The 14216-nt window shown below is 70.0% G+C and carries 16 protein-coding genes, 1 tRNA gene and 1 pseudogene; 12 read left to right on the top strand and 6 right to left on the bottom strand.

Going from position 1 to position 14216, the window contains the following annotated elements; genetic code table 11:
- Window positions 1-29: 29 nt before the first annotated feature.
- From metG to GN153_RS10160, 3 genes are all read left to right on the top strand, one after another.
- Window positions 30-2171, top strand: a complete 2142-nt coding sequence (gene metG / locus GN153_RS10170; protein WP_159902372.1) for a methionine--tRNA ligase — start codon at window positions 30-32, stop codon at window positions 2169-2171.
- Window positions 2172-2261: 90 nt separating this feature from the next.
- On the top strand, window positions 2262-2516 hold the full coding sequence (locus GN153_RS10165) for a DUF7312 domain-containing protein (protein ID WP_159902370.1): 255 nt from the start codon (window positions 2262-2264) through the stop codon (window positions 2514-2516).
- A gap of 64 nt (window positions 2517-2580) precedes the next feature.
- The gene (locus tag GN153_RS10160) at window positions 2581-3225 is read left to right on the top strand and encodes a halocyanin domain-containing protein (protein ID WP_159902368.1); all 645 of its coding nucleotides are present in this window, start codon (window positions 2581-2583) and stop codon (window positions 3223-3225) included.
- Window positions 3226-3265: 40 nt separating this feature from the next.
- Here the strand turns inward: GN153_RS10160 and GN153_RS10155 are convergent, their stop codons facing one another.
- Window positions 3266-3796 (bottom strand): type II toxin-antitoxin system RatA family toxin, encoded by a 531-nt coding sequence (locus tag GN153_RS10155; protein WP_159902366.1) that lies wholly within the window; start codon window positions 3794-3796, stop codon window positions 3266-3268.
- Window positions 3797-3946: 150 nt separating this feature from the next.
- Between GN153_RS10155 and GN153_RS10150 the strand changes: the two genes are divergently transcribed.
- The 6 genes from GN153_RS10150 (at window position 3947) to GN153_RS10125 (ending at window position 7870) form a co-directional block, all read left to right on the top strand.
- Window positions 3947-4432, top strand: coding sequence for a twin-arginine translocation signal domain-containing protein (locus tag GN153_RS10150; protein WP_159902364.1), 486 nt, complete (start codon window positions 3947-3949; stop codon window positions 4430-4432).
- Between the two features lie 91 nt (window positions 4433-4523).
- On the top strand, window positions 4524-5678 hold the full coding sequence (coaBC, locus tag GN153_RS10145) for a bifunctional phosphopantothenoylcysteine decarboxylase/phosphopantothenate--cysteine ligase CoaBC (RefSeq protein WP_159902362.1): 1155 nt from the start codon (window positions 4524-4526) through the stop codon (window positions 5676-5678).
- A gap of 143 nt (window positions 5679-5821) precedes the next feature.
- On the top strand, window positions 5822-6310 hold the full coding sequence (locus GN153_RS10140; RefSeq protein WP_159902360.1) for a type IV pilin: 489 nt from the start codon (window positions 5822-5824) through the stop codon (window positions 6308-6310).
- A 111-nt stretch (window positions 6311-6421) separates the two neighbouring features.
- A complete protein-coding gene (locus GN153_RS10135; RefSeq protein ID WP_159902358.1) occupies window positions 6422-6910 on the top strand; it encodes a hypothetical protein in 489 nt (162 codons plus the stop codon).
- A gap of 106 nt (window positions 6911-7016) precedes the next feature.
- Window positions 7017-7586 (top strand): hypoxanthine/guanine phosphoribosyltransferase, encoded by a 570-nt coding sequence (hpt, locus tag GN153_RS10130; RefSeq protein ID WP_159902356.1) that lies wholly within the window; start codon window positions 7017-7019, stop codon window positions 7584-7586.
- On the top strand, window positions 7583-7870 hold the full coding sequence (locus GN153_RS10125; protein ID WP_268893130.1) for an SDR family oxidoreductase: 288 nt from the start codon (window positions 7583-7585) through the stop codon (window positions 7868-7870). The genes hpt and GN153_RS10125 overlap by 4 nt, the downstream gene beginning before the upstream one ends.
- Here the strand turns inward: GN153_RS10125 and GN153_RS10120 are convergent, their stop codons facing one another.
- Window positions 7871-8797, bottom strand: a complete 927-nt coding sequence (locus tag GN153_RS10120; RefSeq protein ID WP_159902354.1) for a DMT family transporter — start codon at window positions 8795-8797, stop codon at window positions 7871-7873.
- A gap of 141 nt (window positions 8798-8938) precedes the next feature.
- Between GN153_RS10120 and GN153_RS17905 the strand changes: the two are divergent.
- Window positions 8939-9768 (top strand): annotated as a pseudogene (locus GN153_RS17905) (thiaminase II/PqqC family protein).
- Window positions 9769-9828: 60 nt separating this feature from the next.
- A complete protein-coding gene (locus GN153_RS10100; protein ID WP_159902352.1) occupies window positions 9829-10428 on the top strand; it encodes a DUF5789 family protein in 600 nt (199 codons plus the stop codon).
- A 27-nt stretch (window positions 10429-10455) separates the two neighbouring features.
- Here GN153_RS10100 and GN153_RS10095 read toward each other — a convergent pair whose 3' ends face one another.
- From GN153_RS10095 to GN153_RS10080, 4 genes are all read right to left on the bottom strand, one after another.
- Window positions 10456-11334, bottom strand: a complete 879-nt coding sequence (locus GN153_RS10095; RefSeq protein WP_159902350.1) for a hypothetical protein — start codon at window positions 11332-11334, stop codon at window positions 10456-10458.
- Window positions 11335-11739: 405 nt separating this feature from the next.
- Window positions 11740-11814: transfer RNA gene (locus GN153_RS10090), tRNA-Met, on the bottom strand.
- 54 nt (window positions 11815-11868) lie between these two features.
- Window positions 11869-12312 (bottom strand): GtrA family protein, encoded by a 444-nt coding sequence (locus GN153_RS10085; RefSeq protein WP_159902348.1) that lies wholly within the window; start codon window positions 12310-12312, stop codon window positions 11869-11871.
- Complete coding sequence (locus tag GN153_RS10080; RefSeq protein WP_159902346.1) at window positions 12309-13091, bottom strand: glycosyltransferase; 783 nt, start codon at window positions 13089-13091, stop codon at window positions 12309-12311. The genes GN153_RS10085 and GN153_RS10080 overlap by 4 nt, the downstream gene beginning before the upstream one ends.
- 122 nt (window positions 13092-13213) lie before the next feature.
- Between GN153_RS10080 and GN153_RS10075 the strand changes: the two genes are divergently transcribed.
- Complete coding sequence (locus tag GN153_RS10075; protein WP_159902344.1) at window positions 13214-14161, top strand: TIGR03619 family F420-dependent LLM class oxidoreductase; 948 nt, start codon at window positions 13214-13216, stop codon at window positions 14159-14161.
- The last annotated feature ends 55 nt before the right edge of the window (window positions 14162-14216 follow it).

Raw genomic sequence — 14216 nt, 5'->3', positions numbered from 1 at the left:
TTTTGCCCCTGCCGGTCGCACGGACCGGTATGAGTCACGAGCCGCTTCCGACCGACCAGCCGGCGGTGGTGACCTGCGGGCTGCCCTACGCCAACGGCGACCTGCACGTGGGCCACCTCCGGACCTACGTCGTCGGCGACGCCTACAGCAGGGCGCTCCGGCGCCTGGGCCAGCAGACCGCCTTCGTCTGTGGCTCGGACATGCACGGGACGCCCGTCGCCGTCAACGCCGCCGAGCAGGGGGTCGCCCCCGAGGAGTTCGCCCTCGAGTATCACGAGACCTACGAGGAGACCTTCCCGGAGTTCAACGTCGAGTTCGACAACTACGGCCACACCCACGACGAGACGAACACCGAGACCACCCGGGAGTTCGTCCGGTCGTGGGTCGACAACGACCACGTCTTCGAGAAGGAGATCCAGGTCGCCTGGGACGCCGAGGAGGACCAGCCGCTCCCGGACCGCTACGTCGAGGGGACCTGCCCCTACTGCGGCGAAAAGGCGAGAGGCGACGAGTGCGACGAGGGCTGCCAGCGCCACCTCGAGCCCGGGGAGATCGTCGACCCCGTCTCCACGCTGACGGGTAACCCCGCCGAGTACCGCGAGCGCGAGCACAAGTTCCTCCGGCTGTCGGACTTCCAGGAGTATCTCCAGGGCTTTCTCGACCGGCTGGAGGGGACCGACAACGCCCGCAACCAGCCCCGGGAGTGGGTCGACGGGGAACTGCAGGACCTCTGTATCACCCGCGATATGGACTGGGGGATCGACTATCCGGGCGAAGGCGAGGAGGACCTCGTCCTCTACGTCTGGGTCGACGCCCCCATCGAGTACGTCTCCTCGACCAAGCAGTACACCGAGCGGGTCGGGGCCGAGGAGTACGACTGGCGGGACGTCTGGACGGTCGGTGGCGAACAGCGCCACGGCACCGGGTGGGAGGCGGGGTGGACCGACGAGGGCGGCGAAATCATCCACGTCATCGGCCGGGACATCATCCAGCACCACACCGTCTTCTGGCCCTCGATGCTCCGGGGGGCGGGGTACAACGAGCCCCGGGCGGTGCTCGCGACCGGCTTCGTCGGCATCGACGGGAAGGCGCTGTCGACCTCCCGGAACCGCGCCGTCTGGGCCGACGAGTATCTCGAGACCAGCTTCCACCCCGACCTGTTCCGCTACTACATCGTGACGGGCGCGGGTCTGGAGACGGACGTCGACTTCTCCTGGGACCGCTTCGCCGAGCGGGTCAACGGCGAACTCGTCGGCAACCTCGGCAACTTCTGTTACCGCGCGCTCCTCTTTGCCCACCGCAACTACGACGGCACGCCCGACGCCGAGCCCGGCCCGGAGGTCCGCGAGCGGGTCGAGGATGCCGTCGCCGCGTTCGAGGACGCGGTGGCCGACTACGACATCCGGGCGGTCGGCGAGGCGGCGGTCGAGCTCGCGGACTTCGGCAACGAGTACATCCAGCGCAACGAACCCTGGAACCTCGTCGACGACGAGCCCGACCGGGCCGCACAGGTCATCCGCGACTGCGTCCAGCTCGCCAAGGCGTGTGCCGTGTTGATGCAGCCGGTGATGCCCGAGACCGCCGAGCGGCTGTGGACCCAGCTCGGCGAGACCGGGACGGTCGCCGACGCCGCCCTCGAGGACGCGCTGGCGGCCCCGCCGGCCGAGTTCGGCGAGCCCGAGGAGCTGTTCACGCAGGTCGAAGACGAGCGCGTCGCCGGGCTGAACGAGACGCTGCGCGAGCGGGTCGCCGCCGCGAGCGATGGGGACGCCGGGGCCGACGGGGACGGTGACGACGGCGAGCCGGAAGCGGGTGACGCCGCGGACGCAGGCGACCTGGAACCGCTTGCCGACGGGCGGGTCTCCTTCGAAGCGTTCCAGGAACTTGACATGCGAGTCGGCGAGATCACGGTCGCGGAGCCGATCGAGGACTCGGACGACCTGATGCGCCTGGAGGTCGACATCGGGGTCGAGACCCGGCAAGTCGTCGCCGGGATCAAGGGGCTGCACGACGCCGCCGACCTCCCCGGAACGCGGTGTGTCCTGCTGGCGAACATGGAGAGAGCGGAGCTGTTCGGCTACGAATCCAACGGGATGGTGCTGGCGGCCGGCGAGGAGGCCGACCTGCTGACGACCCACGCGGACGCGCCGGTCGGCACGCGGGTGCGGTAGCGCGGGCACGCGGGTGCAGTGGCGCGGTCACGCGGGTACAGCCCCGCGACGGATGCAGGGGCTTTTGTCGCTGGGCCGTCAAGGTCGGCTATGGCTGCACCCGACGACGGCGAGGAGTGGCGGTTCTCGCTCGAGGACCTCGAGGACGAGGAGGCGAGCGACGAGGGGGCGGGCGAGCGCGGCACGGCGGACGGGGACGAGGCCAGCGGGAACGTCGCCGGCACGCTGCGCCCGGACCGGCCGGTCACGCCGGGGAGTATCGACCCCGAGAACGCCTTCTTCGTGCTCGTCGGCGCGCTGATCGCCGGGCTGTTCGTCGGCGCGGTCCTCTCGCTCGCGCTGTGAGCCCCGCCGTCCCGCTGCACGCGAAAGCGAAGTATTCACTACCCGCCACTACAAAGCCGGGCACATGACCGACAGTGACGCGGACGTTTCCCGCCGTGGATTCATCCGGGCGGCCGCCGGGGGCGCCGCCGCGACGGCCGCGACCGGAACTGCCGCCGCCCAGGAGACGACGGAGGGCGGTGGCGGCGGTGGCGGGGAGCCGGATTTCGGCGGGTGGCTGGACGACGTCGGGAATTTCAACGGCGTCGAGGACATGCGCGGGAACGACCAGGTCACCGTCCGGGTGGGGACGGAGGCTAACGGTGGTCCTTACGGGTACACTCCCGCTGCCGTTCACGTTGACGCCGGGACCACCATCCAGTTCGAGTGGACCGGCAATCAGGAACACAACGTCGTCCACCAGGACGGCGAGTTTGAGAGTGACCTCTACACTGCCGCCGGCGTCAACTACGAGTATACCTTCGAGGAAGACGGCATCTACAACTACTTCTGTACGCCACACCGGGGGCTGGGGATGAAAGGGTCCGTGGTCGTCGGGTCGGACTATCCCACCGCCGGCGGCGGCGACGGTGGCGGCGGCGAGCCGCGGGTCCTGCCCGACGGCGCGAAGACGATCGGCGTCGCCACGGGCTTCGTGATGGTCGCGACGCTCGGCCTGGCCTACTTCTTCATGAAGTACGGCGGGGACTACGGCGACTTCGAGGAGTAGCCCGTCGACGGGGGCAACGCGACGGCCCGCGGCACCCGCGTTACACGGAATCCGGCGCGGCGTGGATGGTGAGGGTAACCTCGCGGGGCTCGCCCTCGAGGTCGGCGACGATCCGGTGGACGATGCGCTCGGCCTCGCGTTTCACCTTCGGTTTCACCCGGTCGACCAGCCAGTCAAGCGAGACGAACTGCGGCAGGTCGATCAGCCGCTCGTCGGCTGACTCGGGGGCGAACTCGATGTACAGCCGGACGCGGGAGGCTTCCTCGACGCCTTCCGGAGCGGCCTCCGGTTCGGGGTCGACCTGCCAGTGGCCCCGGGCATCGAGGTCTTTCACGAGTCGCCAGTCGATCCGTCGTGGTGGCTCGAGGTCAGTCACCTTCGAGACCGCCGTGTAGGAGAGGCGCCACCACGCGAAGGTGATGTCGTAGTTCGTGCCGGTCCCGCCGTCGCCGCGCCGGCGAACCTCCCGGAGGTGTTTGGAGTACTCGGCGTACTGCGGGAAATCCAGCAGGAACTCGTAGACCTCCTCGGGCGGCAGGTAGACGACGGTACTGACCTCGATGCTGTCCACACCTGTAGTTCGGTCGCCAGTACGTAAGCCTCACGCCCCGCCGGAGCGCTGTCCGCGCCGGCGCGTGGGCCCGCGCTCCGCCGCGACCCCGAACACGATCGGTGATAATATGGGTGGTTTTATGCAAGTGAGCCGACTCGTCGGGGGTGTATGAATCGCCGAGACGTACTGAAGACGGCGCCGGCCGCCGCGGCCGCTGCAGGGCTCGCAGGATGCTCCTCGGTTCCCTTCCTCGGGGGCGGGTGTTCGGCACCTTCCGGGTCACCGTCGGAGGTGCTGCCCTCCGGCGGCGACAGCTTCACTCAGGAGTCGGCCACTTCCGGGAGCAGCGGCATCCAGCTCGACGGGTTGCAGGGCCAGGCCCAGGGCGTCTACGCCGACGGCGACGGGAACACGCTCACGATGGCGGTGTTCGAGTTCGAGTCGAGCGACAGCGCCTCGGGCGCGGCCGAACTGCTCCGGCAGGCGGCGGCGAACAGCGACACCCAGTCGGCCGCGGCCGGCGGACTGTTGCAGACCGGTAGCTGGCTCGTGACGGTCGGCGGGCCGAGCGAGAGCAAGGTCCGGTCGCTGGTCGCCGCGTCGGCCTTCGGCGACGGCTGTACCGGCGAGATAGAGTTCGTCACGTCCGGGTAGAGACCCCCCTGTCCGACCCGGCTCCGTTCCCGCCTGGGGCCCGACCTCGGGCCCGGAACAGTTTACATGCCGGGCGGGCCAACGGGGGGGTGTGCTGGAAGGAGTGAACGTCGCACTCGGGGTCGCGGGCTCGATCGCGGCCGTGAAGACGGTCGAACTCGCCCACGAACTCCGCCGCCAGGGGGCGGCGGTCCGCGGGGTGATGACTCCCGCTGCCGAGGGGATCATCCACCCCTGGGCGCTGGAGTACGCCACCGATAACGACGTCGTCACCGAGATCACCGGGAGCGTCGAGCACGTCGAACTCTGTGGCCGGGAGGGGTGGGCCGACGTCCTGCTCGTGGCGCCGGCGACCGCCAACACGGTGGGGAAGATGGCCGCCGCGGTCGACGACACGCCGGTCACCACCTGCGCGACGACGGCCTTCGGCGCCGGGGTTCCCGTCGTGGTGGTGCCGGCGATGCACGAGCCGATGTACGACCACCCCGGGGTGCTCGACGCGCTGGACCGGCTGGCGGAGTGGGACGTCGGCTTCGCCGACCCACGCATCGAGGAGGGAAAGGCGAAGATAGCCGCGGAGGAGGCTATCGTCACGGAGGTCGCCCGGGCCACCAGCGGGGACCCCCTCGCCGGGGAGACCGTCGTCGTCACCAGCGGCGCGACCACCGAGTCGGTCGACCCCATCCGGACGCTCTCGAACCGCGCCTCCGGGAAGACCGGCCGGGCGGTCGCCCGGGCCTGCTACGCACGCGGCGCGGAGGTCGTGCTCGTCCACGACGGGCCCGAGGTGCCCTGGGCGGAGACCGAACGGGTCGAGAGCGCCGCCGAGATGCTCGCGGCCGTCGAAGAGCACGCCTCCGACGCGGACGCGCTGGTCTCGGCGGCGGCCATCTCCGACTACACCGTCGACACCGCCGGCGAGAAACTGCGCTCGGGCCAGGAGCTAACGCTGGAACTGGAACCGACGCCGAAGCTGATCGACACCGTCCGCGAGAGCCATCCCGACCTGCCGGTCGTCGGCTTCAAGGCCGAGACCGGCGGCGACGACGAGACCATCGTCGAGAAGGCCCGCGAGACGATGGAGCGGGTCGGCCTGGCCTTCGTCGTCGGTAACGACGCGAGCGTGATGGGCGCCGAGCGGACTCGCGCGCTGCTGGTGGATGCCGACGGGGTCGAGACCGTCGAGGGGTCGAAAGCCGACCTGGGCGCCCGGGTGGCCGACCGGCTGGCCGGCGTCCTGGGGTGAGGGCCGGAGCGTTTATACCGGCGGCCGGCCGGCATACAGACCGTGTCCCGAACCGTCCACCACAACGCAGGGCGCGGGCGGCGGGAGCGCGACGCGGGCGAGACGGGCGACGTGGACAGGGCGGACGACCTGGGGGGAGTGCCGTGAAGCTGGGTGCGCTGCGCGAGGACCGGTCGGTCAGCCCGGTCATCGGCGTCGTCCTGATGGTGGCCGTGACGGTCGTGCTGGCTGCCACGGCCGCCGCCTTCGTCTTCGGCTTCGGCGACCGTATCAACACGACCGCCCCGCAGACGAGTTTCTCGACGAAGTACACCGGGAGCCCCGCGGCCTCGGCCGACAGCTGGGACCACTCCTACGGGGACGACTTCGACGGCGACAGCACCGACGAAACCGGGGAACTCGACGTCGCGTTCACGAGCGGGGACGGGATCGAGGCCGAGCGGGTCAGCGTCAGCTATCCAGGGGGGTCGGACCAGCTCGCAGACACTCCCTCCTACGCCGCCGGGAGCCAGGTGGGTGCCGGCGACAGCTTCGCGCTCGCGGTCGCGCCCGGCGACACCGTGCGGGTCGTCTGGACCGCGCCCGGCGGCGCCCGGACCGCGACGCTGACCGCCGTCGACGTGCCGGGCTGAGCGGCGCGGCACCGCTCCGCCCCGCGCAGGCACCGACGCGTGCGGCGGGTGCCGGTGCCTGCGACCGGGTTCCGGGAACCCTTTTGTGCGCTGGCCGCTTCCGGGCGACCGATGGAACGCTCGCGGGCAGCCGTCTACGCGACGGCCGCGGTCATCGTCTTGGTGACGGTCGCCAGCGGGCCGCTGGTCGGCGCCGTCACCGTCCCGGAGGGCGGGGTCTCGGGGCCGGCACCCGGCACCGGGTCGGCGACGGTCTCGGTGGTCTCGATGCCCGACCGGGCCACACTCGAGCCCGGGCAGTACGGCACCGACGTCTACTACCTGGAGGTGCCCGACGCCGCCGTCGACGTCTCGGCCGTGACTGGCCAGCCCGTACTCACCTACTCGCTGAGCGTCCCCGAGCTCAAGAGCCGCTCGTCGGTCTTCTTCCTCCGCCCCGGCGAGCAGGGACAGAAGGAACTCTCGATGGACCGGCTGAGTTTCGACCCCGGAGCGGTCGACCGGGAGCGGTACATCGGCCAGCTCCGGCTGGTGTTGCGCGCGTCCGGCGGCGAGACCACGCTGTACCGCGAGCCGGTGGTCATCGAGGTGACGGGGTGAGTCGGCGCCCGGGCTACCCCCGTCCGCCCGGTCCGGCCGTCTCCGCGGGCGGCCGGCGGCGGGCCCGGTGAGACAGGTTTTTGCCCGGCCTGGCAGTACCGCGGGTATGGACCGGCTCGCGGACTCGCTGCGGGAGACGCCGATCGTCGAGAAAGAGGGGTACCACTACTTCATCCACCCGGTCAGCGACGGCGTCCCCAAGCTCGACCCCAAGCTCTTGCGGGAGATCGTCGTCCGGATCGTCCGCAAGGCCGACATCGACGACGTGGACAAGATCATCGCCCCCGAGGCGATGGGGATCCACATCTCCACCGCAGTCTCGCTGATGACCGACATCCCCGTCGTCGTCGCCCGCAAGCGGGAGTACGGCCTCGACGGGGAAGTCGCCCTCTCGAAAGCGACGGGCTACGAGGAGTCGGAGATGTTCATCAACGACGTCAGCGCGGGCGACCGCGTGGTCGTCATCGACGACGTGCTCTCGACCGGCGGGACGCTCGCCGCCCTGCTCGACGCGCTCGACGGGATCGGGGCCGAGGTCGTCGACACCGTCGCCGTCATCAAGAAAGTCGGCGGCGAGAACGCCGTCGACGAGGCCGGCTACCACGTGAAGACGCTGATCAACGTCGACATCCAGGGCGGGGAGGTCGTCATTGTGGACGAGCAGGGCGACGACTGAACGGCGACGGTCTCCCCGGCGAGAGGGGCACCCGCGCGGCCGTCGAGCACCTCGAACCCGATGGCGACGTCGTGTTCGTCTCCTCGATCGGCGGCACCGCCGGGACCGTCGACGCGGGCTACGCGGCGAGCAAGGCCGGCCTGCACGGGCTGACCCGGGCGCTGGCCCGGGAGTACGGCGGCGGGGGCCTCCAGGCCAACGCGGTCGCGCCCGGTCCCGTCGAGACCGACATGAACGACCACGTCCAGGGCGAAGTCCTCAACGGCGGGATGCAGTTCCGGTAGTCAGTCTCCCGGGCGCTCGACTGCCCGGCCGACCTCGTCCACGAGGGCGGCGATGGCACGGCGCTTCAGCAGGACGAAGCCGAGGAAGACGACGCCGAAGCCGACGACAGTCAGCACGGTGATCTCCTCGCCGAGGACGACGACCCCGGCGACGGTCGCGACTACCGGCACCAGATACGCCACCAGCGAGGTCTCCAGCGCGCCGCGGGTCTCCAGCAGCCAGTAGTAGATGAAGAAGGCCAGGCCGGTAGCGAACACGCCGAGGTAGCCGACCGCGAGCCATCCGATGGTTGTCGTCGGGAGCGCGAACGCCTCGCCGAGACCGGCGCTGCCGGCGTGCAGGAGGAGCCCGCCCAGGAGCATCGACCAGCCCGACAGCGCCGCCCGGTCGAGTGTCGGCTTCGCCCGCTGGATCAGGACGCCGCCCAGCGCCGCGCTCGTCACCTGCGCGAGGATGAGCAGCCGGCCGACCGCGTCGCCGCCCAGCAGGTTCGTCGGGTCCGGGCGGACCACCAGCGCGACGCCCACGAATCCGAGTCCGATCCCGACCGCGCCGGCCCCGGAGACCCGCTCCTCGGGCAGCAGGGCCAGCGCCCACAGCGAGGTGACGATGGGGACGAGACTCTGCATGATCGCGGCCACGCCGCTGGGGACGGTCTGCTGGCCGACGAACAGAAACCCGTTGGCGCTGACCAGGAAGACCCCGCCGGCGACGACGGCCGCGGCGTCCGCAGGGGCCGTCGGCGCCCAGTCGACCCCCCGGACCAGCGCGTAGCCGAGCAACACCACGGCGGCGACGTCGTACCGGAAGGCCGCGAACAGAAGCGGCGCCAGCGACTCCAGGCCGACGGCGATCGACAGGAACGAAAACCCCCAGACGACGGCCAGCGTGACGAACGCGCCGACGGTCCGGAGGCGACTGTCCACGGGCCGAATTCACGCCCTCCGCAATTATGACCGGCGGTTCCGGCAGGAGGCCGGAGCGGGGAGGCCGCCGGCCGGACCGCTGTCTATTACTCAGTTGTAGTAGTTAGTTATATACCGGTCCGGAAACACTGTCCCGGTGAGATGGCGTTCAGCGACAGTCTGCTCGAGGAGGGCGCGGCGGTCTGGGAGGCACAGAGAGAACACCCGTTCGTCGTCGAACTCGCCGAGGGGACGCTCGAGGAGGCGGCCTTTCGCACTGGGTGAAACAGGACTACCGGTACCTGCTGGACTACGCACGGGTCTTTGCCCTCGCGGGGACGAAAGCCGACGACGAGGCGACGATGACCGGGCTGATGGAGGTCGCTCACACGGTCCTCGACCACGAGATGGACCTGCATCGGGATTTCGCCGCCGAGTGAGTGCGGTGTGGAAACGTCGAAACCACTCTGGATTCGAGAACATTCCTGTCCGGCGTGCGGTCACACCGAGGACAGGGACCTGAACGCGGCGAAGAACATCCTTTCTCGCGGTCGCTCACAGATAGGGGCGGGACGCTCCGAATCAACGTCCTCAGAATCGCAGAGCGATTCTGATGTGCGAACGAGAGCGAAGCTCTCGTTAACGCCTGTGCAGACTGCGCTCCCTACGGGAACCCTCTCGGTTCCTGCAAAGCGCGTCGTAGAAGCAGGAAGCCCCGAGGCTTGACCTCGGGGTGGGTTCACCCCTGTGGCCAGGGATACCTGGACGTCGCCGACCACATGGCCGACGTGGCCACGGAGAAGCACCGGTACACCCCGTTCATCGAGAAGTACACCGGCGACGAGTTCCGCGAGTCCGTCGCTTGGATGCGCGAACTCGTCGACCGCTGTGGCGAGCAGTACCCCGGCGAACGGGAGGCCTTCCTGACCAGTGCCCGCCTCGAGGGCGAGTTCTGGGAGATGTGCTACACCGAGGAAGACTGGAGCGTGTGACACGTAGCCGGCACGCAGGTGGTATTCAGGGTTATGCGGTCGGGCGACCGACGTTCGGACGTGGCGGACGACAAACGAGGGCGCGACAAGCAAGCACAGGACGCCGACCGACGGCAGCGCGAGCGCGACATCATCGCAGAGCTCGAACGGTGGGAGGAGACCGAGCCGCCGGTCGACGAGACGGAACTCGGGGAGGTCGAGGCGGCACTCGACAGCCTGGAGTTCCCGGCGACGGGTGCGGAGGTCGTCGCGGCGGTGGGCGACCGCGAACTCGACTCCGCCGAGGGGAGATTCGCGGTCGCGGAACTGGTCCCGGAGACGGACAGGGAGCGGTTCGAGGCGCCCGAAGACGTCCGGGTACGCGTCCAGCGGCCGACGGTCGCCGCGTCGATGAAGCGGATCCTGGAAGCCAGCGAGACGGTCTCGAACGTCTCCCTGGGAACCTCACAGCGGGAAGCCTACGAGAAGACCCTCCGGGCGCTCAAGGCGGTCGACGCCGACGACGAGGACGAAGGGGTCCGGTACATCACCGACTGGATCGTCGACCGGATCCGGGAGAAAGACCGGATCCCGGGCTCGCGGGCGGTCCGACGCGAGGCGGCGGAGTTCTGCCGGGCCAACGGCTACGAGGTCCGCAAGGACGAGTGGCTGGGAGTCTGACCGGTCGCCCGCTCGAGCGCCCGGAGTCTACTGGAACCAGACGACCCGCCACTCGCCAGCCTCGGGCGCCACGAGCCACTCCTGGACGAACTCCCCGGCCCCGATTGAGTCGTCGCGCAGCGACACCGCGACGACCGCGTTCTCCCCCGCAATCGGCTCGATGTCCGCCCGCCGTGCCCAGTTGGCGAACAGACCGAAGCGGTCGGCGAGCCCCCCGGCGTCGAGGTTCTCCGCGACGACTTCCGTCCCGGCGAGTTCCTGGCGGCGCAGCCCGGCGAAAAAGCGGGGGTTGTACTCGACGACGCTCGGGAGCGGCGAGACGCTGTGGGAAAGGTCATCGACGGGTTCGTCGAGTGCCTCGAAGCTCCCGGCCGCGTTCACCTGGCGGAAGAACTCCCTGACGGCCGCCCGGGGGCTGTTCCTGCCGTCGAACCAGACCAGTCGCCACTCGCCGTCCTCCGGCGCGACGAGCCACTCCTTTGCGACCCGCCCGCCGATGACCCCGTCGGCCTCGAGCGTGACCGCCACCACGGCGTTGTTCCCGGCGAGTTGCGCGATCCCCTCCTCGCCGACCGACGCGGCGAAAAAGTCCGAGATGTCCTCGATCCGCTCGGCACTGACGTCCTCCTCGACCACTTCGACGTCGACGAGTTCCTGGCGCAGCGTGCCGTCGAAGGCCATCGGAGCGTCCGTCGCGAGCTCCGAGAGCGGCGACACGCTGTGTGTGAGTTCCGGGACCTGTTCGGCGAAGGTCTCACTGTCTTCAGCCGCACGTGCACGGCGGTAGTACGCTTCGACGACGGCTGCCGGCCCGTCCGCGGTGGTCCCGGCAGCGATGGAGGGGAAGCCAGCCGTGAGTGCGAGGACCGATGCACTGCCAACCGAAAGGAACGTTCTCCGTTCCATACCGCGGAGCAGGGATCAGCACCTGAAAACAGTTTTCTCAATTGTCACCCGAGGCTTTCCCAATTTCGTCCCCAGTCGCTCGGAACGCACCACGAAGCGGCCGACGGGCACCGGCGTACCGCCGGGAGTAGCGGGAGGTGGATTTGAACCACGTCCGCTTCGGTCGCTCCGCTCCCTCGCGGCCAGGTTCGAATCCACTCGTCGCTATCACGCGCTCACAGAACGCGGCGCGATGAAACGCGCCGCCCGGGAGTTGTTCATCAGGAGTAGCGGGAGGTGGATTTGAACCACGCCGACTTCGCTCCCGGTGGTCGCTCGTCGTCCGGTTCAAACCCACACCGCAACCACTCACTCACGGAGCGCGCCGAGATGGAACTCGGCGCTAAGCAGTGAGTTCGTGAGAAGTAGCGGGAGGTGGATTTGAACCACCGGTCTGCGGGTTATGAGCCCGCCGGAATCTCCTGGCTATCCCATCCCGCTACCCGCTCGTAACCGAGTCCGCCGGTTAAGGATTGCGTTTCCCCTCGGTCGATTTCAGTCCCGGTGAACCCGCCAGGTAAAGAGGCTCTCGAAGACGTAGTTGACCACCATCCCCACGGCGATCCCGCCGCCCTTCGCGGCGATCAGCCAGAGGTTGACCCCCGCCAGGGGGACAGTCAGGGGGAACCCACGGAAGATGGCGACGAAGACGACGAACTGCGTGAGACTCCCCGCCGCGCGGACGCCGTGCGAGCGGGCCAGCCGGCCCAGAAGCGACCGCCCGTCGGCGGCCCCGTGGTCGGCGAACGTCCAGTTCTCGTTGACCGCGAACATCACCAGGATGGCCGTCTCGATCCCGACGAGCGTCGCGACCTCGGGCAGGAACCCGAGCTGTGTCAGGGTGACGAGAACGGTCGTGTCACAGACCGCGCCGACCACGCCGACGGAGACGAACTTGCCGAATCTGACCCGCGACCGCAGCGCGTCGACGAAGCTCATCGCTCCGGCGAGTCCTGTTCGACCAGCGCCGGTGACTCCCCGCGCCGGGCGGCGATGGCAGTGTGGACGGAGCTGTCCCGCAGGCGCTCGGCGCGGTGGCGGGCCGCGAGCAGCGCCCGACCCAGCCGCAGGGAGTCCCGCACCGGCGAGACCGTCGAGCCCGGCCGGTCGTTCCAGTGGACCGGGATCTCCGCGACCTCCAGGTCGAGCGCGCCGGCGATGGCCACCAGCTCGACGTCCCAGGCGAAGCCGGGCTCGTAGAGGTGCCGGCGGACCCGGTGCCAGCCCTCTGCGGTGATGGCCTTTGCGCCACACTGGTAGTCGTAGAGGTCGACCGTCAGCAGCTGGCGGGCCAGCCACGCGAACCCGTCGCCGAGATAGCGGCGGGCCAGCGTCTGGTGGCTCTCGACGGTCGCACCGGGGTGCCGGCGCGAGCCGACCGCCAGGTCCGCGGTGCCATCCCGCGCCGCCGCGACCACCTCCGCGACCGACGCCGCCGGGGTCGCCCCGTCGGCGTCCGCGAAGGCCAGCACGTCCGTCTCGAGCGCCTCGAAGCCGTCCGTGACGGCCGCACCCTTCCCGCGGCGGTAGGGGACGGTGCTGACCGCCACACCCGGGGGAACGGCCTCCATCGCTGCCTCGACGGTGTCACCGGGTGCGTCGAGTTCGACCCGGAGGGCTGCGGGGTCGACCGCCTGCTGGAGGTCGCCGAGATACGAGACCAGCTGGTCCACGTCGGGGCGGTAGGCGGGGACCACGACGCCGACGGAACTCATCACCGGCAGTCTGCCCGGGCCGATAAAAAACCGTTCGACTCCCGGACCGTCCGGCCCTCGGGGTTCGACCCCGACGCCCTCCATCGCCGCCAAACTACTTGTGGGCGACCCGCGAGGGTCGACCCATGGAGATAGAGGTCGGCGTCATGGTCGGCACGTTCGGGGAACAGGCGACCAGGGAGAACATCGAGCGGCTGGCGACGGCAGCAGACGATGGCGGGTTCGACGCGGTGTGGGTCGGCGACCACGTCACCCTCCCCGCGGAGATCCCCGACACCTACCCGTTCTCGCCCTCGGGCGAGGCGCCCTTCGACATCGGGCAGGACGTCTACGACTGCTTCGGCGTCCTCTCGTATCTCGCGGGCGTCACCGACCGGGTCGACCTCGGGACGAACACCTGCATCGTCCCCTACCGCAACCCGGTCGTACTCGCCCGCAACGCACTCACCCTCGAACAGCTCAGCGGCGGCCGCTTCGACTTCGGCGTCGCCCCGGGGTGGCTGGAGACCGAGTTCGAGGTGCTCGACGTCCCCTTCGAGGAGCGCGGCTCCCGGACCGACGAGTTCCTCGACCTCTTCGAGCAGGCCCGCGAGGAGCCCGAACTCGCCTTCGACGGCCCCCATCACTCCCTCCAGCGGACCGGCTTCCACCCGGCGCCACCCCGGGGGCGCCCGAAGCTGTGGGTCGGCGGCCGCTCCGGGGCCTCCTTCCGCCGGCTCGCGGAGTACGGCGACGGCTGGACCATCTTCTGGGACCGGCCCGGCGCCGTCGCCGAAACTCGCGAGCGGATCATGGCCGCGTGGCGGGATTTCGACCGCGCGGGGACGCCGGAGATAGCGGTCACCCGCGCGACGCAGGTCGGGACTGACACCGACCGGGATCCCGAAAAGCCGCTGGTCGGCGAGGCCGACGCGGTCCTCGAGGACCTCGCCGCCTACGCCGACGCCGGGGCCACCCGGGTCGTGCTCGACTTCTACACCCGCGACGTCGACGAGCAGCTCGACCAGCTCGAGCGGTGGAGCGAGCGGGTGCTGCCCCGCCTGCAAGACCGCAGTGCCGGCGGGGGCGACTGACCGCCGGCCACGCCGGCCGCGGCCAGTCACAAGAGGTTTAGCCGGCGCCGCCTCT

Source organism: Salinirussus salinus, from assembly GCF_009831455.1.
GTDB lineage: Archaea > Halobacteriota > Halobacteria > Halobacteriales > Haloarculaceae > Salinirussus > Salinirussus salinus.
Note: the sequence above shows the minus strand (reverse complement) of the source record. Positions and strands in the feature narration are given on the sequence as shown.

Excerpts from the sequence above, each read along its gene's own strand:
- metG (WP_159902372.1), top strand. The coding sequence starts at position 30 with ATGAGTCACGAGCCGCTTCCGACCGACCAGCCGGCGGTGGTGACCTGC.
- GN153_RS10165 (WP_159902370.1), top strand. The coding sequence starts at position 2,262 with ATGGCTGCACCCGACGACGGCGAGGAGTGGCGGTTCTCGCTCGAGGAC.
- GN153_RS10160 (WP_159902368.1), top strand. The coding sequence starts at position 2,581 with ATGACCGACAGTGACGCGGACGTTTCCCGCCGTGGATTCATCCGGGCG.
- GN153_RS10150 (WP_159902364.1), top strand. The coding sequence starts at position 3,947 with ATGAATCGCCGAGACGTACTGAAGACGGCGCCGGCCGCCGCGGCCGCT.
- GN153_RS10135 (WP_159902358.1), top strand. The coding sequence starts at position 6,422 with ATGGAACGCTCGCGGGCAGCCGTCTACGCGACGGCCGCGGTCATCGTC.
- hpt (WP_159902356.1), top strand. The coding sequence starts at position 7,017 with ATGGACCGGCTCGCGGACTCGCTGCGGGAGACGCCGATCGTCGAGAAA.
- GN153_RS10095 (WP_159902350.1), bottom strand. The coding sequence starts at position 11,334 with ATGGAACGGAGAACGTTCCTTTCGGTTGGCAGTGCATCGGTCCTCGCA.
- GN153_RS10085 (WP_159902348.1), bottom strand. The coding sequence starts at position 12,312 with ATGAGCTTCGTCGACGCGCTGCGGTCGCGGGTCAGATTCGGCAAGTTC.
- GN153_RS10075 (WP_159902344.1), top strand. The coding sequence starts at position 13,214 with ATGGAGATAGAGGTCGGCGTCATGGTCGGCACGTTCGGGGAACAGGCG.